Below are 19,729 nucleotides of genomic sequence, written 5' to 3'. Positions count from 1 at the left end.
CTTACTTATCCTCCATGCATTGTTGTTTCATCTTTTCTACATAGCCATCTAGGACTTCATCCATGGTTTCTGTCAAATGGTCCTTGGACGTGTAACAGGTCAAATGAATTTCCTTTTCCGGGAAATCGACATAATGGCGATACAAATTCCATCCCTTGTTCTCGCAGGATTTTTCAAAAGCGGAAAGGTCGCCCTCCCAGCGATTTTCTTCCGGCGCATATGAGTTGTCTAGTTTCTCATGAAAGACAACCCCTTCATCACTTAAGGTGACGAAAAACGTGCGTAGGGAAAGACCTCCCCTTGAAAACGATTCAACAGTACGAACGCCGTATTCAGAACGATAAACATTAATACTGCAATAAAAGAATGGTTCCGTTTCTTCATAGGAGAAAACTTCTTCCCCTACACCATTGAAATTTATTTTATACCAGAAAATAGTTGAATCTATTTCAGGCTTGTCCATACTTGCAGATAACGCATCCGCGAACACCTTGACAGAATCAATATGAACTTCCGCAATCGAGTTCCCGTCTACCGTTCCGCCTGCGGTGTTGTCTTTGGAACAGGCGAAAAGCCCCCAAAGCAGGGTACACAGCAAGGCCAGAACGTAGTAAGGGATTCGATTCTTCATCTTGAATAGAACTATTTAAGTATTACACTTTTGCTTGTGTCAGATTTTCTGGTATTCAAACACGACTTCTACCCTCATCATTAAATCTTCTTCCTTGGGTCTATATCCTAATTCGAAGATGTAGTCATTTATCTGTTTTTGGAAGCAGATTGTACCAGTGAATGGTGACACATTGCATTTGGCTATAGGCATCCAGCCGTCTGCGGTAAGGGCTGCCTGGTGTTCGCTCCATTGCGGCTGTGTCATGTAGATGTAGCTGTCTTTGTTTGATTTTGTGAATAAGTCACAGCGTTTTTCGGCTTCCCAAGTAGAATCTTTTTCGGGAATGTTTGCCACGTAGGCAGCATTTTTACAGTCTGATCGCAGATTAAAAGTAAACTGGTTGGGTTGGCTTGACCTATGGAATAGAATCCCCATGTTGGCGTAATAATCATATTTTGAGCCCTTATCTACAAGTGAAAGGCTATAGGCTCCTAGGTTGCTGCGGAAATTAAAACTTGCCGATGTGTCTACCGCGCTTGGAAAAACTACGACACACTCATCTTCCTCTGCGTCATAGGTGGCGGTGTAGGCCAGTTCCGGCTGCACGGGCAATGCCTTCATAATTCCTTCGCAGTCGCTTGGCTGGAGGATTGCCGATGTATTCCCTGGCGAGGGGACTGCGTTGGCACCTGAGTCACTACCGCATGCGATTATCGTCATGCTTGCGGCAACAGTTAAAAGCGGCAAAAGTGTTCTTTTCATGGCGTGTTCCTTTTAGTTTTAGTATCTTCAGTGTCCCCGATCCTTTCGGTCAGCGGGAATAGTTGCAGGTTGAGCCGCAATACACGCTCCACCTTGTCGTCGTTAAAGATTATGCTCTGCACCTGTTCGCGGCACTTGCGCAGCGCCTCGACAATCTTGCCGAAGGCATCGTCCGAAACACCCATGGTAATGCCCGAGACAAAGCGCTCGTCTGCCGGGACGCTGTCAAGGGTTTCGGCGGCAAACTGCGCCATCTGCCTGTTCATGGAGCGGACCGCCAGCGCCATCGACTGCGTATCGCCGGCCAGCAACTTGTCCGTCTGCTCGTATTCCCCCGGCCCCGTCTTCTTGAGGAGCCCCGCCTCCACCTGGAAATCGATGGAATCCTTCACCTCCTTCGCCGAGACCTCGTGGAGGCACTTCTGCGCGATTTCCTTCGGCATAGCCCCCGGCATGGCCGGCGCGAGTTCACGCACCACCGGGTGCACCCAGGAATCATAGTACTTGTAGGCATCGGTGCCGACATGCGCCACCCTGTTCGCGCTCGCGATGCTCTCCATCTCGGCAAAGGCGTAGCGCCGCTTCTCGTCGGTCTTGGCCTGGGCATACTGGACCATGTTGAAAAAGTATTCGCGCTCGGCGCCGACAAACCCGAACGCATCCGCCACCTTGACGGTCGCCTTTTTCCCGAGGTTCGCCTTGCCCTCGCAAACCTGCTTCAGGAACACGGGCGAGGCAAACCCCGCCATCCTGGAAAAGTCGCGCCAGGAGAAAGCGGACGTCCGCTTTTTCCAGTCATAGAAGTTTTGCAGGTAGCACCTATAGTCTTGATACTGCAGCAATGGGGCCATATACCTATGAATCTAGGTTCCAAACCCCGTTTTGTCAACATTTTTTAATACAAAAGTGCCGTTTTTATTCAAAATTGTTGAATTTTTCACAACTTTTCGCAAATCTCAAAAATTTAGATACGCTTTGGATACAGGAAGAGGGCAGGGCGCCCCTATCAAAGAACAGCCTGGCAGAGCCCCAAAAAGTTGAAACTATGCGCACTATTGGCGGTTTTAAAAAAAAATACCTTGCGCACTATTGGTAAATAGTATATATTTTACTTTGCGCACTATTGAAACGGAGAAACCTGTGGAAATTCAGAGAAAAGCCTACAACCGTCTTGTGAAATGGAAAAAAGAATCCAACGGGAAGAGCGCCCTGCTGATAGAAGGGGCTCGTCGAATTGGCAAATCCACCGTGGCCGAGCGGTTCGGTGAACGTGAATACAAGTCGTATATTCTTGTTGATTTCAACAAGGCCTCCAAAAAGGTTCGCGATAATTTCGAGACGAACCTGAACAACCTGGACATTTTCTTCCAGGTCCTGTCTCTGGAATACAATAAGCCGCTGTTCAAGAGAGAGTCGCTGATCATCTTTGACGAAATCCAGAAATTCCCGAAGGCGCGGGAATCGATAAAGTACCTTGTGGCGGATGGCCGCTACGATTTCATCGAGACGGGGTCACTGATTTCTATAAAGGAAAATGTCGATGACATAACAATCCCCTCCGAAGAAGAAAAACTTAAAATGTTCCCTTGCGATTTCGAGGAGTTCGCCAGGGCCTTGGGCGAAGATGTCTTGCTTGAGTATATTGGCAAGTGCTTTGCCGAAAAGAAACCTTTAGAAGATCATTTTCATAAGCGTGCGACGCGCCTTTTCAGGGAGTATATGCTGGTGGGCGGCATGCCACAAAGCATTGTTGCGTATGTAGAGAACAATCGGGACTTTTCGAAGAGCGACAAGGAAAAACGGAAAATTCTGGACCTCTATCGCGACGATATCAGGAAGGCATCTAAGCGTTACAATTCCAAGGTCTCCGCAATTTTTGAAAACATTCCGGGTTACCTTTCAACCCACGAGAAAAAAATTGTCCTTACCGAGATTGACAAGTCTAATGCGGCGACATTCTCCAAATATGACGAGCCGCTCTTTTGGCTTGACGACTCAATGATTTGTAACCTTTGTTATAAATGCGATGATCCCAATGTCGGCTTCGCTTTGAACAAGAACGATTCGTTGGTCAAGTGCTATCTGTGCGATACGGGCCTTTTGGTGAGCCTTGCTTTTAGCGAAAACGAGATTGCGTCGAACCAGTTATATAAGGCCATCATGGAAGGCAAAATCTCGCTGAACGAGGGGATGCTCCATGAAAACATGATTGCGCAGATGATTCGAGCCAAAGGGCGCAAACTCTTTTTCTATACGGAATACGATGCCGCAAAGCATCGCAATTCCATGGAGATAGACTTCTTGATTTCTAATGAAAGCAAGGTCAATTTCAAGGTGTTCCCGGTAGAGGTGAAGTCTTCGAAAAATTATACGACAACATCACTCGGCAAGTTCAAGGATAAATTCAAGAAACGCATAGGCGAGTCCATTATAATCCATCCGAAACAATTTGCGGTTGATGACGGGGTAATGAAGGTCCCGTCGTATATGGCCTGGTGTATTTAGCGAATGATAGACTGAATGATGGCAAGTGCTTAATACAGCGCGATTACGCCGAAGCGGTACTTCTGCCAGCCGCCATTGCCCAGAAAGTCCTCGGGCGTGTATTCGGCGTAGAAGCCAACGGGGCTCTTCAGCTTTACGAAGATGTTTACGCCAAGCGTCGTCACGTTCTTGCGAATGGCATACGCGGGCATGTTCTCTTTATCGCCGAAAGAGATGATATCGATAAATATAAGGTCGTCTTCCGAAGAGCCGCCATCATTCATGGCCATCCTCTCGTAGTTCATGTAGGCGCCAAGGGTAATACTTTCCCCGAGATCGAACATGACACCGCCGCCAAAGTTGTACAGGATGAAAAAATCAAAACGGCCGAGGGAATTGTCTGGCTCGGGTTCCAAATCGCTATCCTGGCGGTTGGGGTAGAAACCCCCGACAAACGACGCGCCCGCACCCAGGTAGAGCGGGCCCAGCCACTGCACAAAAACAGGTCGGATGCCGACATCCATCGGGATAGAAACCGGGAGCGAGAGGAAAAGGCCGCCCTTCTGGCCCAGCACGGAATAATCCATCGAGGCAAGGCCCACCTTAAAGTTCTCCGTAAAGCCATACACGTGCATGTCGCTATGCGGGGCTTCTATAGTGTGGTCCGTACCCGCGAAAGTCGTGCCCACCTCCATAAAGCGGAATGTCTTTTCTGCCGTGGAATACCGGAGCGAGGCCGCCTCGCCCACCATGTTACCCGAAGAGGTAACAGCACAGCCGGTAAGGTTGAGCACACAAGCAAAAAGGACGAATATAAGCGGTTTTACATTAAACAGTTTCACAATAAACTCACATTGCTCTTGTCCCGAAAAATATATGTTTTTGGGGAGCAAATTGAGCATCGCCAATCAGCGAAAAATGCCGCTTATCGGGAAAACGGGCTATTTTTACAGGATGTGGAAAAGGCTGCGCCCGTTAAAGCGCAGCCTCTCGTTTCCAGGGAGTAATACAATTCTTCTAGGTTACTTGCCGAGCTTCTTCACGGCTTCCTTGCGGAATTCTTCCATAATCTGGTCGATGGCGAGGTTGTAGGCCTTCACGGACTTGTCCTCGCGAAGGTTCACGTAATCGCCGTTGACCTTTGCGGATTCGCTACCCTCGACCTGCTTCCAGCCGCGGTCGGTGAAGAGCACCTTCTCGCCGTTCTTGTCGATCATGGCAACGTTCACGAGCACGATCGGGGTCACGTTCCTCGTAATCTTGGTCATCATGCCGGTTTCGTAGTAGAAGTAGTATTCGGCCACGACGATGGCGTCGACACCGAGAGACTGGCACATCTTTCCGAGTGCGCGGTGTACCGGGGCTTCGATGCGTTCACCGTTCACCCAAGTATTGCCTTCGGGGTCAACCTTGTCAAAGGAGAGTTCGTACATGCCCCTTGCAGGCACGCGGCGCTTGCCGTCGCGGGGAGCGACCTTCTCGGCGAAGCCCTCGACCTTTTCCCAGGTATCCTTGTTCTCGAAGAAGGCCTTCACCTCTTCGTTGTTGTTCACTTCTTCGAACGGGATAACGCTCCAGCCATCAATGCCGTTGAGCACCTGGAACAGCGCGTTCGCGCCGTGAGTCGCGATATTCACCTGCGGCTCGTTAATCATCTCGACGTTGTCCTTGATGATGTTGCCCACGACAGAGAGGAGAGTTTCCTTCTTGCCCTTGACGACTTCGATATCTTCGTATTCCTCGCTACCGGTGACGCTCAGGATAGCAACCTTCTTGACGTTTCCGATATCGGGCTGCTTGACATTCACGCCGGCGCAGGAGCACAGCAGGAACACAAAAGAGCAGAGGGCGATTAGCTTTTTCGTCATTTTCTCCTTGTAGGATTTAAAAGTTCTTTGTTCTCGTCTTAACCCGGCAGCGAATTTAGAAAATAATTTGATTCCTGTCACAAGATTTTGACTATTCTGTTGTATATAATTACAACAAGTTAACATATTTTTTTCTTACTTTAGGTGGAACGCTTTATTTTGTAAGAAAAATGTATGATGATTACGGGTGCGAGATGCGTTTGCGGGGAAGTGATGCGCGGGGATAAAATGTTTATTGTGGGGATAAGATGTTTATTGTGGGAGTTGAATGCGCGAGTATAAAAAAGTTTTTCGAGGGGACAAAATGTGTGCGTTATGTTGTGTGCAATTTTTGAACAGACTTCACGTGATTCTGCCGGACGCTTTCGGGAACGTTCACGCAGGGCTGCAGCGCCTGCCACCACGATTCCAGCGTGCGGGAATCATACACCTGCGGGCGCGAACTGAATGCATGCTCGAGCGATTCGCGCAGTTCGCACAGGTGAAGCACCCGCCAGCCATTCCCGTTTTTGCCGAACTGCCCGCAGGCAGGCACGTTCCTGAGCGTACACCTGTCGCTGAACACCACGAAGGAATATATGCTCGCGCTCTCGAGACGGACTTTCAACTGCCGGAGAAGCGCCCCCATGTGGCCCGTGTTCTGCCGGATGGGGTTATACAGCGTGTGATGCACCCGCGGGCCCAATTCCTGGTTCCAGCGTTCCACATCGAGGTCGCCCTCGATTTCGCCGGAGATGTTCTTCGTCTCGAAAACATAGATGCCCGTGACATGCAACAGCACCGTATCGATTTCGGTATAGCCCGCATGCGTCGGGATAAAAACGTTCTGCAATATGAAATGCCTTCGCCTGTCACCGGAAGCCGCCCGCGCTACGAGCGCCGACGTGGCCGCCTCGCCGAACTTTCCGTGAACGTCATCGGCCAGGGCGGCCTCGAGCCCGCGGGCCTTGCGAGCATCGACCGGAGGGCGATCCTCCTGCCGGAACTGCACGTCGCGCGCATTCCAGTAGCCCGCGCCGTCGAATCCGTTACCTGCGGGCGACTTGCGGGAAGCGCGCCGGCCGGGCCGACCTTGCCGTGAATCCCCGCGATGCCCGCCCTTCCGCCGCGTCAAGACGAGCAGCAGGAATATTGCAATGAATATGGCGGCAAGGAGCGCGGAATTCATGAGAAGTTTCTGCGGGGAAAGGCGCTACACCGGTTTGCTGTAGTCGCGTTCGCCGAAGAGGGCCGTGCCCACGCGAATCATCGTGGAGCCTTCTTCAATCGCGACTTCCAGGTCGCCAGTCATGCCCATCGAAAGCTGGTCGAAGTTCGCGAACACGCCGCCACGTGCCAAGAACTTGTCGCGCAATCCGCGGAGGAACGCGAAACATTCGCGGCTGTCTTCGGCGACACCCGTATTCTTCCCGATGGTCATGAGCCCGCGGAAACGCAGGTGCGGGAAGTTTTCGCTCTTGCCGTCGGAAGCGGCGCCCGCTTTTTCTGCGAGCCCGTTCAGGAATGCTTCGGCCTCATGCACGTCGAGCCCGCTCTTCGTCTCTTCTTCGCCAGCGTTCACCTGGAAAAGGATATCGAGAATCTTGCCCGCGCCGTTCTCTCCGGGGAGTGCCGCGCAAACGCGTTCCAGCTTTTCCACTGCCTCGATGCTCGCGATAGAATGGATGCAGTCGGCAACGATGGCCGCCTTCTTTAACTTGTTGCTCTGCACGGGGCCAATCACATGACAACGCACGCGACTCCCGTCCTTCGCCATACGCGGTTCGCTGAACTTGAGTTCCGCTTCTTGCACGCGGTTCTCGCCAAAATCGGTCGCACCCAAACTAATTGCATTTTCCACGGCTTCTGCCGGGTGGAACTTGCTCACCCAAACGAGTTTTACCGATTCACGGCTACGGCCCGCAATCTTGCAGGCTTCCGCAATCCTTGCCTCGAGAGTAGCAAGGTGTTCACGCATTTCATCAAGAGTAAATTCCATTTTACGCCCCTATTTTTCAACGCACAAATATATAAAACGAGTTATCGTCTAGCAAGAAAAAGGCCCAGTAAAACAATGAGATAGCAAGCCAAGAAAATAAAGGACGGTAAACCAAGAATCCCCACCATTTCCCATTCCCACTTGATAGACAACCAAATAGCGCAGCCCAATATATACAGCCATCCTGGAATAAACGGAACAAACGAAATCTTGGCAATGGTAAAGAAATCATGCGGCGTGCGCCAAAGTTTTCTATAGACGCACACAAAAGGGGCGCACAAAGCGAATGGAATAAAAGGCCAAAACACTGCAGAAAGAATCCACGCCCGTTTATCCGGACCCGTACCATAATCTACATAAAAACCCAAAGCAATCGCTGCCACAGTTAAAATTGTCGGCAAAAGAAAAAGAACAGTTTCTACAATCACAAAAAAGAGAACATCTCTTTTTTCAAGCGTATATAGTGGCTTATCTTTCGACATATAATTTGTCCGTCAAATTTCTTTATTCAAAATACAAAAAAATCCCCGGAGCGCACCGGGGACAATAAATGTACCTATCGCGCTTCGCGCTCCAAGGTGACACTCAGGCTACCTACTTCTTCGCCTTCTTCTGCACGAACAGAATCTTCACGATTTCGTCGATGTGCTTGTGCGTATAGATCTTGAGGCCCTTCTTTGCAGGTGCCGGAAGTTCGTCCACGTCCTTCTTGTTCTGGGCAGGCAGGCGAAGCGTCTTCACGCCGGCCTGGAGAGCCGCAAGCGCCTTCTCGTTGAGCCCGCCAATCGCAAGGCATGCGCCCGTGAGGCTCACCTCGCCGGTAAACGCGACGTCAGGCGGCACGGGAATCCTGGTAAACGCAGAGAGCAGGCACAGCGTGAGGGCGATACCCGCGGAGGGCCCGTCCTTCGGCACGGCGCCTTCGGGCACGTGGATGTGGATGTCCGTCTTCTTGACAATCGCGGGGTCGATGCCAAAACGGTGCAGGCGTTCGCGCACCAGGCTCACCGCAATCTGGGCGGATTCCTTCATCACGTCGCCGAGCTTTCCGGTCATTATAATCTGGCCCTTGCCGCTCAGGAGCATGCATTCGATGGGGAGAATCTCGCCACCCACGCTTGTCCACGCAAGGCCTGTAACCACGCCGGGGCGGCCCGGTTCGGGCAGCTGGCTGTCGAGGAATCTCGGGGCGCCGAGGTATTCCTGCAACTGCTTCTCGGTAACGGCGGGCTTAATCTTCTTGCCCATCACGATTTCTTTCGCACGGTGGCGCACCGCACTCTCGAGGGTACGTTCCAGTTCGCGCACGCCCGCCTCGCGGGTCCAGCCGCGCATCACCTGGTTGATAATCACATCGTCAAACGAAACCTGCTCGCCGAGTTTTACGCCGGTGCGTTCGCAAATGCGCGGCACCAGGTACTTGCTTGCAATCTGCAGCTTCTCGTGCGGGTAGTAGCCGGGCAGGCGCACGATTTCGAGCCTGTCGCGCAGAGCCTCGGGGATTTCGCTCTCGCTGTTCGCCGTTGCGATAAACAGCACGCGGCTCAGGTCGAGGCCCACTTCCATAAAGTGGTCGGTAAAGTCGTGGTTCTGTTCCGGGTCAAGCACCTCGAGCATCGCGCTCGCGGGGTCGCCACGGAAGTCGCTCGCCATCTTGTCGATTTCGTCGAGCAGAATAATCGGGTTCATGCACTTGGCACGGCGCAGCGCATGGATAAAGCGGCCCGGCATCGCTCCGATGTAGGTACGGCGATGCCCGCGTATTTCGGCCTCGTCGCGCACGCCACCGAGCGTAATGCGCACAAAGTTACGCTGCATCGCGTTCGCAATCGATTCCACGAGGGTCGTCTTGCCCACGCCGGGAGGCCCCACAAGGCACAAAATCGGAGAACGGCGTTCGGTCCCAGTGAGCTTGAGCACCGCGACGTATTCCATGATGCGTTCCTTCACCTTGTCGAGCCCGAAGTGCTTGGAATCGAGTTCGCTCTTCACCTTCTTCATGTTGAGGACGGTGTCGGTGTACACGCCATAGGGCAGGTTCAAAAACCAGTCGAGGTAGTTGCGGCTCACCGCATATTCCGGCGAGGTCGGCTGCATGAGCTTCATGCGGCTAATCTCGTCCTCAAGCTTTTCCACGATTGCCGGGGTAAAGTTCTTCGCCCTGATTTTCTTCAAGAGCTGTTCGGGTTCCGAGGCCCCTTCGCCATCACCGTCCAGTTCATCCTGCAGCTGGCGGATCTGTTCGGAGATAAACCATTCCTTCTGCTGTTGCGCCATCTTCTGGCGCACGCTCTGCTGCACGCGCACGAGCACGTTCTCGTTGTCCTCGGAAACGTCCATCAGCGCAAGCAGCTTCGCCGACATCTCGTCGAGCGTCGCTATCTCCAGAAAGCTCTGCTTCTCGGCAAGCGACACCTGCAAGAACGGAATCATACCGTAATAGGCGTCCAGCTGGTTTTCCATGCCGAAGAACGCATCGACCATGCCCTCGGCGATGTTCCTCTTTGTCGCGTAGTCGCGGAAGCGCGTAAGCACCTCGTCAAAAAGGGAGGTCTTGTCCTTAGCGCCGATGCGCATCTTGCGTGGGGAAACCGTCACGTTCAAGAAGCCGTCGTTCATCAGGATGGAGCGCAGGTCCACAACCTCCTCGCCCTCGAGCACCACCTTCACGCAGCCGTTCGGGAACGGCATCACGTTACTCACATGCGCAATCACGCCCACCGAATACAGGTCGAGCATCGGGTTCTGGATTTCTTCAACGGTCACGTCCTTCTGTGCAACGAGGACTATTTCATTATTGTGGCTTTCGGCAAATTCAAGCGCGCGTAAAGACATGTCGCGGCCCACCAAAATACGGCGGGTCGTGTGCGGGAACACCACGGCATCCCTGAGCGGGAGCAGCGGATACGTTTTCGAAAAATCAAAGTTCATACACTGCAAAGATAGTATCTTAAAGAAACAAAAGGCGGCTGCCGCAATTCCCGCGGCAACCGCTAGAACATTTTTTCAGCAAGCCCTACGAAGCCTTCTTGCGGCCACGGCGCGGGGAATCCTTCACGAACTCGGATTCCGAAAGGTCGGCAACCCCGCCGAACTCCACGGAATTGTCCTCGGGAGAAGCTTCCTCGGAAGCGACGGCAAGTCCCTTCTTCACCGTATCGGCGGTCACCACGAGCTTCTTCACGTCGGAACCGGGCATCGTAAACATCGCCTTCTGCAGGGTGCGTTCCATGACGGAGCGGAGCCCGCGGGCACCGGTCTTGCGGCTCATCGTCTCGTGCACGATTTCCTTGAGGGCGTCGTCGGTAAACGAGAGTTCGATACCGTCCATCTCGAACAGGCTCTTGAACTGCTTCACGAGCGCGTTTTTCGGCTGCGTCAGGATGTTGAGCAATGCAGACTCGTCGAGTTCCTCGAGCGCAACCGCAATCGGCAAGCGGCCCACGATTTCGGGAATGAGCCCGAAACGGATAAGGTCGTCGGGTTCCAGCTGCTGGAACAGCTCGCTCAGCGTGTTGTCCTTCTCGCTGCGGATATCGGCGCCGAAACCCATGCCACCCTTGTTCACGCGCTGGGCAATAATCTTGTCGAGCGTCTCGAAGGCGCCACCGCAAATGAACAGGATGTTCTTGGTATTCACCTGCACCAGCGGCTGTTCGGGGTGCTTGCGGCCACCCTTCGGCGGCACTGCGGCAACGGTTCCTTCCAGGAGCTTCAAAAGACCCTGCTGCACGCCTTCGCCACTCACGTCACGAGTGATGGAAGGGTTCGCGGTCTTGCGCGCAATCTTGTCGATTTCGTCGATAAAGATGATGCCACGCTCGGCACGGGCCACATCGTAGTCGGCAGCCTGCAACAGGCGCACGATAATGCTGTCCACGTCCTCGCCCACGTAGCCCGCCTCGGTAAGCACCGTGGCGTCGGCAATGGTAAAGGGCACGTCCAGGAAGCGCGCCATGGTCTGCGCGAGGAGCGTCTTGCCGCTACCGGTGGGGCCCACCAGGAGCAGGTTGGACTTTTCCACCTCGACGCCCGGCGCATCGGCATGGGCCTGCCTGTAACGCAAGCGCTTGTAGTGGTTGTAGACGGCAACGGAGAGCGCAATCTTCGCCTGGTCCTGGCCAATCACGAACTCGTCCAGGTGCGCCTTGATTTCGGTCGGGAGCGGGAGCGGCTTCTGCACGGCAGCATCCGCCTTGGCCCTCTCCTGCATCGAGCGGGACTTGTCCTCTTCGATAATGCGGTGGCACATCGCCACGCAGTCACTACAAATCTGGACACCTGCGCCAGTAATCATCTTCTCGACACGTTCCGCGGGCTTTCCGCAGAAACTGCATGTCACGGTCGGATGGTTTTTCCCGCTACGGTACATGAGCGCTACACTCCCTCTTTACGCGGAATAAAAATTTCGTCGATAACGCCGAAGGACTTCGCTTCCTCGGGCCCCATGTAAAAGTCGCGGTCGGTCTTCGCGCGGACTTCATCGATAGACTTGCCCGTATGCTTCGCCACGATCTCGGTGAGGGTATCCTTGGTGCGGACGATTTCCTTCGCGGTAATCTGGATATCGGTAGATTGGCCGGTAGCGGCACCCGACGGCTGGTGCAGCATGATGCGGGAATGCGGGAGCGCATAGCGCTTGCCCTTGGTACCCGCGGCAAGGAGCACGGCGGCCATCGAGGCGCAGCTTCCGATGCAGATGGTCGCGATATTCGGGCGAACATGCTGCATGGTATCGTAAATGGCAAGTCCTGCCGACACGTAACCACCCGGGCTGTTGATATACAGCGTGATATCCTTCTCCGGGTTCTCGTACTCAAGGAAAATCAGCTGCGCCATGACGTTGTTCGCCACTTCATCGTTGATGGGCGTACCCAAGAAGATGATGCGCTCCTTGAGGAGGCGGGAGTAGATGTCGTAGGCGCGTTCACCACGCCCGGTGGTCTCAATGACGGTAGGAATGATCATTAACTAACCTCTTTTACTTGGTTTCTTCGGCAGCGGGGCGGATGCCCACGATGAAGTCCGCAGCCATCTGGACACGGAGTTCGTCACGCAGCTGGTTGATTCTGCCGCTCTGGCGGAAATGGTTCTTCAAATCTTCGAAGCCGATATGGTAGGCATTCGCCATCTGCTGGAGGCGTTCGTCCACCTTGGCCTGGCTCGCCTTGAGCTTTTCCTTCGTGGCGACGAAGTCGAGAATGCGGTGCTTCTTGATTTCGCGGATAGCCTCGGGAGAAAGCGTCTTCACCTGTTCTTCGGTCGGCTCGACGGCGTCCTTCTCGTCCTGCACGTTGCGGTTGAGCGACCACCTGATGAGGTCGAGCACGCGGGCGTTCGGCACCTCGAACGGGTTCTGCTCGATAAGCTTGTCGATAGCCTCGTTCACGGCCTTCGTCTTGGCGGCATCCTGCTTCTGGTTGGCGAGGCTCTCGGCGAGGTTGGCCTTCAGTTCGTCGACGTCCTTGACGCCCACCTGCTTGCAGAATTCCTCGTCGAAGGTCGGCGGCACGATTTCGCGCACGTCGGTGATTTCCACGTTGAACTGGGCGGTCTTGCCGCGGTAACGTTCGTCCTTGTGGTCATCGGGGTACTTGAAGTTGATTTCCTTCTTGTCGCCCGCCTTGACGCCCATGAGGCCCTCGTCGAATCCCGGAGAGGCGGATTCGCCGAGCAGGCTACGGAATTCCTTGTTTTCGGGGAGTTCCTGCTTTTCGCCGTCGATAACGACCTCGATGTAGTTGCCCACGACGACATCGCCCTTGCCCGCGGCGCGGTCGACGTGCTCGTCCTTGCTCCACATCTTCACCAGGCGGTCAAATTCTTCCTGGACTTCCTCTTCGTGCACGGCGGTATCGGGAACGGTAATGCCCGTGTTGTCGTAGCCCTTGATGTCGATTTCGGGGTCAATTTCGACTTCGAGGGTCAGTGCGACGCCGGCTTCCTTGTTGTCTTCGAACTTGGTGACCTTGAGCTGGCCGACCGGGATAATGTTCGCGTTCTTGAGCGCCTCGCCCACAACCTTGTCGACGGTCTCGTTCACGGCCTCGTGACGGATGGCGTCACCGAACTGCTTCAGGATCATCGCCTTCGGGACCATGCCCTGGCGGAAACCCTTCAGGGCCACCTGCTTCTTGTACTGGGAAAGCTTCTTTTCGAAGGGGGCTTCAAGGTCGGCCTGCGGGATTGCGACTTCGAGGGTGCGCACGGTTGCGCTTGTTTCTTTGATTTCAACGGACATTATGGACTCCGATATGCGGTTTAATTTGAAATTCTCTGCGAAAGGAGGGAGTCGAACCCTCACACCGAAGTACCAGATCCTAAGTCTGGCGCGTCTGCCAATTCCGCCACTTTCGCGTTTCCGCACCCAAAATTAGAAAAAGTCCAAAACATTTGCGAGCAAAACATCTATTTTATCCCTCGTTGCAAGTATTCAAGAACATAAAGATCGGCGTTTTCATTTCCTTGGTGAACATACTCATACAAGGCGTTTCCGTCCTTGTACAGAATATTATCGCAAATAACCTCGGAATTGTCAACTTCGGATATTTCGGAATCTTACAAAGCGATTACACCATATTCTGCGCGCTCGCCGATTTCGGCATGGCCACGCTCATTCTCGCCTATTTCGGGAAAAGGGCCACCGAGGGCAGGCTGTTCAGGAATGTGCTGCAGCTGAGGCTCCTCACCACGGCTATCGCCGCCAGCGCGATGGTCATCTTCGCGATTGTCGCACGCCACGACCACCCCGCCTTCTGGGGCGAACTCATTCTTGCCTTCGGGCTACTGTTCCAGCACGCGTTCTTCGACTGGTACTTCATCTGCGGAAACTTCTGGAAAAAGCTGCTCATCTCGAAAATACTCCACACCGTATCGTACACCGCCATCATGGGCATCGCACTCTGCGCGCTCCGCTTCGATTCCATCGCGCCCATCGCGCTTTCGATGGTGCTCGCGGCACTGCCCGCGTTCGGGTTCGGCGTGCGGCAGGCGTTCACCCCGGCGGTCCTTTCTATCGGCAGGCATGCGCGCAGGTTCTTCGCCCTCATGTTCAAATCCGCGGTCCCCTACGCCATCGCGAGCATCGCAAGCTTCGCCTACCTGCCGGTGGGGCTATACACCGCATCGCATGCCGCAACTCCCGAATTCCTCGGCTCGTACAACTTTGCGCATAAACTAATAATACTGGCGTCGGGGCTCATGGTGCACTTCATATCGTCGAGCCTCATATCGCTCCACCAGACCGACAGCCGCACGCTCCACCTGCGCGACATCGGGATATTCACCCTCTTTATAGCCGCGGTGAGCACGCCGTTCTCGGTGTTCCCCGAATGGACGCTCAAGATAATCTTCTTTGCAGCGCCCTGGACAAGCGACGTGCTATACACGAGTTCGCTTTGCCTCCGCATACTCACCTGCTCGCTCATACTGCAGGCCATCCGCATGAACATGATATCCACCCTGCTCAAGGAACGCCGCATGGCGCTCTACTGCACGCTCATAGCCCTCGGAGGCATTTTCAATATCGGCGTGTGCTACTACGGGTCGGGCATGTTCGCGCCCGAATGCATCCCCGCGCTCACCCTAGCGGGCGACGTCTTCCTTACCGTCGCGCTCGCATTCTACTTCACCCTCAAGCGGCGCATCCGCTGGTAGGCACTCCGGGGCGCATTCCCGCACATCCCCGTTTTTGAAAGTCGCGTCTGCAAGCCCTGCAGGCGACTGGCCCGCAGGCTCGCCGCCTTCCTGCGAAAGTTCCACGGGCCTAGAGCATATCGTAGTCACTAGGTATATCGCCACGCCCCACATGCAGTAGATGCTCTGCTTGTAGCCCGAGGTAAAGAACCACCAGCCCACGAAGTAGATAAAGAACACGTGGAACATCACCTGCCTCGGCGTAAACGGCCTGCACAGCTTCAGGTGCAGAACCGTAAGGCCTATGCCGCACAGGAACGGGAAGAACAGCACTCCCAGCAGGTGGAAATCCTTGTAGACATCCCACAGGTAGTTCACGGTGTTGAACCCGTACTCCTTCTGGATGCTCTCGTTGAACGCGTCGTCCCAGCCGAACGAATTCCTGAAACTCCCCGGGATGCGGAAAAACTCGAGGAACCCGCTCAAAAAATCAAGCCCGTAGGTATGCGGGTGGTACTCGTCGTCGTTGGGCGGGTTTATCGCGTAGTCCATGTTCCAGTAGTTGTTGGCCACGTACTTGTACGGGAGCACCACCAGCACCTCGAGCGCCTTGTCCTCGACCCCCTTGGTACCGTACTGGTTACGCAGGTTACTGATGGCGACAAAGCTCAGGATAGCAACCGCCATCGCGATAAGGATAATGAGCGGCGATATGCGCTTGTAGAGATAGTTGATGAGAATCATCAAGAATCCCAGGTTGAAAAAGAGCGCCGTGCGGTTCGGGTAGGCAAGCAGGTTCACGACAATCACCACGAACACCATCACGAACGAGACGCGCCTCACCCACACCACATCGTTGAACTTCTTGAACGCGGCAACCCCGAACATGAGCACGCACAGTGGCCCGCTACTGAACAGCAGCGGAAAGTACCCGTAGCTCACGTCCTTGCTCATCCAGCGGCCCGGATTCTCGGTGAATATGATGAGGTTCCCCGCGACCGCGATAATCTTTACCACGCCCACAAGGAACAAAGCAAACAGGAAAAACGAAATTACCAGGTGGAGCCGCCAGTTGTAGCCCTGCGGGGGAGTCGCCTCCACGACGCGCACCGGGAGAGAGCGCGCCTTCGCCGAAAGCTTCGCGACATAGCAGCCCGAACAGAAGGCGACAAGCCCGAGTATCCACACCATCCAGGTGAGCGGCTTGAAATCCGACATGAACGCGTCTATCTGCAGGTAGGCAATCGCTAGCGTTATGCACTGCGAAAAACAATAAACCGTCACCGGACTAAAGAAGTCCTTCTTCAGGAGCCACGACTGCAACAGGCAAAAGAGCACTACCAGAAGGAGCGCGCACGTTACCGGATAAACAGCCATCCAGTGAAACATAGGCTATGCCTTCTGTTTTCTGAAGAACCCCTTGAACGCCTTCCACTGCTCGGCGACCGATGAACCGCGCGCCTCCTCTTCCTTGAGGTAGTCGAGCGTGTTCGCAACAATCGTCGCGATGAGGAACGTGACGAACACGGTAAAGATGAGGGTCACACCGCGCAGGGGGGCGACCTTCTTGTCGTTTTCCCAGGGAGCTTCCAGCACGTGCAGGTTGGTGAGCATCTTGGATTCCTCCATGCGGAGTTCCTCGCTCTGCTGGCGCAGAATCTTATAGAGCGCTTCCTGAATCTTTATCTGCGCCTTCCACTGCATGTACTCGGCCGTCAGTTCGGGAGACTTCTTGAGCGACACCACGCCCACGTTCTTCTGCTTGCCGTTGAGGGCGCCGTTCAACGCGGAGTTCACGCTCTTGTAGCGCTTGGAAAGTTCGTCGTAGCGCTTGCTGCCTTCGCCGCGGTCCGCCTTCTCGAACGCAAGTTCAATCGAGAGTTCCTCGCGCCTGCTCTGCAGTTCGCCCAAATACTTGATGGTCGATTCCAGCTGGATTTCCGGGTCGTAGAAGTCGTGTTCCACCTGGAACTTGGTAAAGCCCTGCAACAGCGAGTCGAGCGCATGCTCGCACGAATCCAGGCGCGACTGCATGTATTCCCTCGACTGCTTCGCCTGCGCCGTCTTGAACGCGTTGAACGCGGAATCCGCCTTGTCGAGCATGAACTGCACCATGGCGGCGGCAAGCTTGTAGTCCTTGTCCTCGATGGCGACCTCGAACATGCTTTCCTTGTTGCAGTCGAGGCTGAAGTTCTTGCGGAATTCCTTCAGCAGGTCGGCATGGAAGTTGCCGTCGAACTCGTAGTGCTCGGCAAGGTTGAACTTGTCGATGACCATGTTGTGGAGTTCCCACGAATTGAGGATAGTCCACACGGCGTTCGCGTCGTTATCGCTGAACGAAAAACCGAGAAGCGAACTGAGGCCGCCCGAAGCCCCGCCCAGAAGGCTGCCCAGACCCTGGAGGCTCGTCTTCGATGCCGAGGGGGGAGTGACAATCGCCTTGGAACGGTACGTGGGCTCGATTACCCACATCACGAGGGCGAACACCGCGAGCGTAGGTATAATCACGATAGAGGCGCACAGCCAAAAGTGCCGCAGGTTGCTGTTGATGAGCCTGAGGCAGACTTCGATAAATCCTGAACTCTCTTGTTTCATAGTGCGCTACTGTTTGTTGTAACTGGCGTAGATGATGAAGGCCGATGACACGACCGTGAGGAGCGAGGCGAGGAACAGCGTAAAGTCCTTGAACGCCTCGTAGCGGCTCTTGGGAATCTCGATGTAGTCGCCGGGGAGAATCGGGTCCTCGGTAACGCTCAGCTTCAGCGGGTCGGGCTTGTTGCCGCGCCACACCTTCACCTGGCTCCACGTACCCGAAATCGTGTTGAGGCCCGCCGCGGCGATGTAGTCGATGGCGTGCCAGCTCGGGTTGTATTCCACCTGCCCAATGCGGGCAACGGCGCCGCCCACGTAAACGAGCATCTCCTTCACGGTAAACTCGAGTTCCGTGTTGGCCTGCACCGTGGTCTTGCTCATCTCGGTTATGGGAATCCAGCGCGGGTCGCTACCCGGTTCGCGCACGCACACGGCCTTGTAGCCGTAGTTGTGGAGGCGGCCGGCGCCCGAAAGCTCGAAGTATTCCTGAATGGTGCGCCCTTCCTTGTAGGGCACGCTCGTGCGGTAACCCGGGAACAGGAGCGCGACGTTCTCGCCCATCACCTGGTAGGGCACGAATATCCGGTCACCCTGCTCTATAATCGGGTCACTCGCGAAATCGCCCTTGGTCGATATCGCGTTGAAGTCGATATGCAGCGTATCGTCGTTCCTAATAAGGGTAATGTCTTCCAGGTTCGCGGTCGGGAGCGGACCGCCCGCCTGCCGGATAAAGTAGCTGAGGCGCGTCTGCGGGTCCACCGGGTGCTGGCCCACGTGCACCACCGCGCCCATGATGCTCGCGCGGAACCGCTTGAGGGCCGAAAGCTGCACGTAGCAGTACTCGCGCTTGTAGCGCTTCGATGCAAGGTCGAGGATAAGTTCGCGGGCCTCGGCGAGGGTCTTGCCCGCCACCTTCACGGAACCGCATTCCTCGATTGCGACATAGCCGTCCGGGTAAATCTGCACCGTCAGGTAGTTGTTCTCGAGCCCGATATCGAGAAAGTCGCCCGGCCCCAGCTTGTACGTGGAATCGACGGTGACTTCCGAATACGCGGGAGCAAGCGTCACGCTGCTCCTGGGCTGGATTCCCTGCTGGGTCACGCCGGTAACACCGCTCGGGAGCGTCGCCGAAAACGAGAGGGCGCAAAAAGCAGACAGGAACAGGATAAATGTCGCGAACCTAGACATAATTCATTAACCAGCAATAAAATAGACGTTCTACAAAAATACAAAAAAAGCGTGCCTACAGAGTCATTCCCGTGTCATTTTTCTATACGAAAAAGGTCCGGCTTTTACGCCGGACCTTTTTCGCAAAAGCGCTGTGCCTTAGTTGGAAGCCTTGCCTTCGCCTTCGACCATGCTCACGGCATCGGACTTGGCGGGTTCAGCAGCCTTCTTTTCCTTCACGACGATCTCGTCTTCGACGAGGCCGATGAGGGCCATTTCGGCAGCGTCACCAGCGCGGTTCGGGCCGAGCTTGATGATGCGAGTGTAGCCACCGTTGCGGGTCGCGTAGCGCGGGCCGATGGTAGCAAACAGGTCCTGCAGCACCTTCGGGCTCGTGATGAAGCGGGCAGCTTCGCGACGGGCAGAAAGGTCGCCCTTCTTCGCGTAGGTAATCATGCGGTCCACGTTGGAGCGGACAATCTTTGCCTTGTGGAGCGTAGTGCGCACGTAGCGGGCAGACTGTTCGGCTTCCATGCCCTTACCGATAATGGAGGTAGCAAGGGCGCGGAGGATGGCACGCTTGTGTTGGGCGTTCACGCCCAGTTTCTTGTTCTTTACACCGTGTCTCAT

Annotated in this window: 18 protein-coding genes and 1 tRNA gene; 2 read left to right on the top strand and 17 right to left on the bottom strand. The window is 54.7% G+C overall.

Annotated features, from left to right (window positions below; all coding sequences use genetic code 11):
- Position 1: 1 nt before the first annotated feature.
- From BUA44_RS00235 to BUA44_RS00225, 3 genes are read right to left on the bottom strand one after another with little or no spacing between them, the layout of a single operon-like run.
- On the bottom strand, positions 2-631 hold the full coding sequence (locus BUA44_RS00235) for a hypothetical protein (protein ID WP_072807576.1): 630 nt from the start codon (positions 629-631) through the stop codon (positions 2-4).
- 39 nt (positions 632-670) lie between these two features.
- Positions 671-1,375, bottom strand: a complete 705-nt coding sequence (locus BUA44_RS00230; RefSeq protein ID WP_072807575.1) for a substrate-binding domain-containing protein — start codon at positions 1,373-1,375, stop codon at positions 671-673.
- On the bottom strand, positions 1,372-2,226 hold the full coding sequence (locus BUA44_RS00225) for a TIGR02147 family protein (protein WP_072807574.1): 855 nt from the start codon (positions 2,224-2,226) through the stop codon (positions 1,372-1,374). Before BUA44_RS00225 ends, BUA44_RS00230 begins: the two co-directional genes overlap by 4 nt.
- Positions 2,227-2,515: 289 nt before the next feature.
- Between BUA44_RS00225 and BUA44_RS00220 the strand changes: the two genes are divergently transcribed.
- Positions 2,516-3,880 (top strand): ATP-binding protein, encoded by a 1,365-nt coding sequence (locus tag BUA44_RS00220; protein ID WP_072807945.1) that lies wholly within the window; start codon positions 2,516-2,518, stop codon positions 3,878-3,880.
- A gap of 29 nt (positions 3,881-3,909) precedes the next feature.
- On the opposite strand, the gene BUA44_RS00215 is transcribed toward BUA44_RS00220, so the two are convergent.
- From BUA44_RS00215 to BUA44_RS00170, 10 genes are all read right to left on the bottom strand, one after another.
- Positions 3,910-4,653: a hypothetical protein gene (locus BUA44_RS00215; protein ID WP_072807573.1), complete on the bottom strand. Its 744-nt coding sequence runs from the start codon at positions 4,651-4,653 to the stop codon at positions 3,910-3,912.
- Between the two features lie 228 nt (positions 4,654-4,881).
- The gene (locus tag BUA44_RS00210; protein WP_072807572.1) at positions 4,882-5,727 is read right to left on the bottom strand and encodes a hypothetical protein; all 846 of its coding nucleotides are present in this window, start codon (positions 5,725-5,727) and stop codon (positions 4,882-4,884) included.
- Between the two features lie 313 nt (positions 5,728-6,040).
- Positions 6,041-6,895 (bottom strand): nuclease-related domain-containing protein, encoded by an 855-nt coding sequence (locus BUA44_RS00205; protein WP_072807571.1) that lies wholly within the window; start codon positions 6,893-6,895, stop codon positions 6,041-6,043.
- Between the two features lie 24 nt (positions 6,896-6,919).
- Positions 6,920-7,705 carry a YggS family pyridoxal phosphate-dependent enzyme gene (locus BUA44_RS00200; RefSeq protein WP_083579392.1) on the bottom strand — a complete coding sequence of 262 codons (786 nt, stop codon included), beginning with the start codon at positions 7,703-7,705 and terminating at the stop codon, positions 6,920-6,922.
- Positions 7,706-7,746: 41 nt separating this feature from the next.
- Complete coding sequence (locus tag BUA44_RS00195) at positions 7,747-8,187, bottom strand: hypothetical protein (protein WP_072807570.1); 441 nt, start codon at positions 8,185-8,187, stop codon at positions 7,747-7,749.
- Positions 8,188-8,299: 112 nt separating this feature from the next.
- Positions 8,300-10,636, bottom strand: a complete 2,337-nt coding sequence (gene lon / locus BUA44_RS00190; RefSeq protein WP_072807569.1) for an endopeptidase La — start codon at positions 10,634-10,636, stop codon at positions 8,300-8,302.
- A gap of 85 nt (positions 10,637-10,721) precedes the next feature.
- Entirely contained in the window at positions 10,722-12,077 is a 1,356-nt protein-coding gene (gene clpX / locus BUA44_RS00185) for an ATP-dependent Clp protease ATP-binding subunit ClpX (RefSeq protein ID WP_083579391.1), read from the bottom strand.
- A 5-nt stretch (positions 12,078-12,082) separates the two neighbouring features.
- A complete protein-coding gene (locus BUA44_RS00180) occupies positions 12,083-12,673 on the bottom strand; it encodes an ATP-dependent Clp protease proteolytic subunit (protein ID WP_072807568.1) in 591 nt (196 codons plus the stop codon).
- 13 nt (positions 12,674-12,686) lie between these two features.
- Positions 12,687-13,946, bottom strand: a complete 1,260-nt coding sequence (gene tig, locus BUA44_RS00175; protein ID WP_072807567.1) for a trigger factor — start codon at positions 13,944-13,946, stop codon at positions 12,687-12,689.
- Between the two features lie 36 nt (positions 13,947-13,982).
- Positions 13,983-14,062, bottom strand: a tRNA-Leu gene (locus tag BUA44_RS00170).
- A gap of 111 nt (positions 14,063-14,173) precedes the next feature.
- Here BUA44_RS00170 and BUA44_RS00165 point away from each other — a divergent pair.
- Positions 14,174-15,361: an oligosaccharide flippase family protein gene (locus BUA44_RS00165; RefSeq protein WP_178348711.1), complete on the top strand. Its 1,188-nt coding sequence runs from the start codon at positions 14,174-14,176 to the stop codon at positions 15,359-15,361.
- Here BUA44_RS00165 and BUA44_RS00160 read toward each other — a convergent pair.
- The 4 genes from BUA44_RS00160 to rplQ all read right to left on the bottom strand — a co-directional run bounded on the left by BUA44_RS00160 (position 15,290) and on the right by rplQ (position 19,729).
- Positions 15,290-16,729 (bottom strand): O-antigen polymerase, encoded by a 1,440-nt coding sequence (locus BUA44_RS00160; protein WP_083579389.1) that lies wholly within the window; start codon positions 16,727-16,729, stop codon positions 15,290-15,292. The genes BUA44_RS00165 and BUA44_RS00160 overlap by 72 nt on opposite strands.
- Positions 16,730-16,732: 3 nt before the next feature.
- Entirely contained in the window at positions 16,733-17,935 is a 1,203-nt protein-coding gene (locus tag BUA44_RS00155) for a GumC domain-containing protein (RefSeq protein ID WP_072807564.1), read from the bottom strand.
- 6 nt (positions 17,936-17,941) lie between these two features.
- Entirely contained in the window at positions 17,942-19,120 is a 1,179-nt protein-coding gene (locus tag BUA44_RS00150) for a polysaccharide biosynthesis/export family protein (RefSeq protein WP_072807563.1), read from the bottom strand.
- Positions 19,121-19,258: 138 nt separating this feature from the next.
- Complete coding sequence (rplQ, locus tag BUA44_RS00145; RefSeq protein ID WP_072807562.1) at positions 19,259-19,729, bottom strand: 50S ribosomal protein L17; 471 nt, start codon at positions 19,727-19,729, stop codon at positions 19,259-19,261.

Source organism: Fibrobacter sp. UWR3, assembly GCF_900143055.1.
Classification (GTDB): Bacteria; Fibrobacterota; Fibrobacteria; order Fibrobacterales; family Fibrobacteraceae; genus Fibrobacter.
Note: the sequence above shows the minus strand (reverse complement) of the source record. Positions and strands in the feature narration are given on the sequence as shown.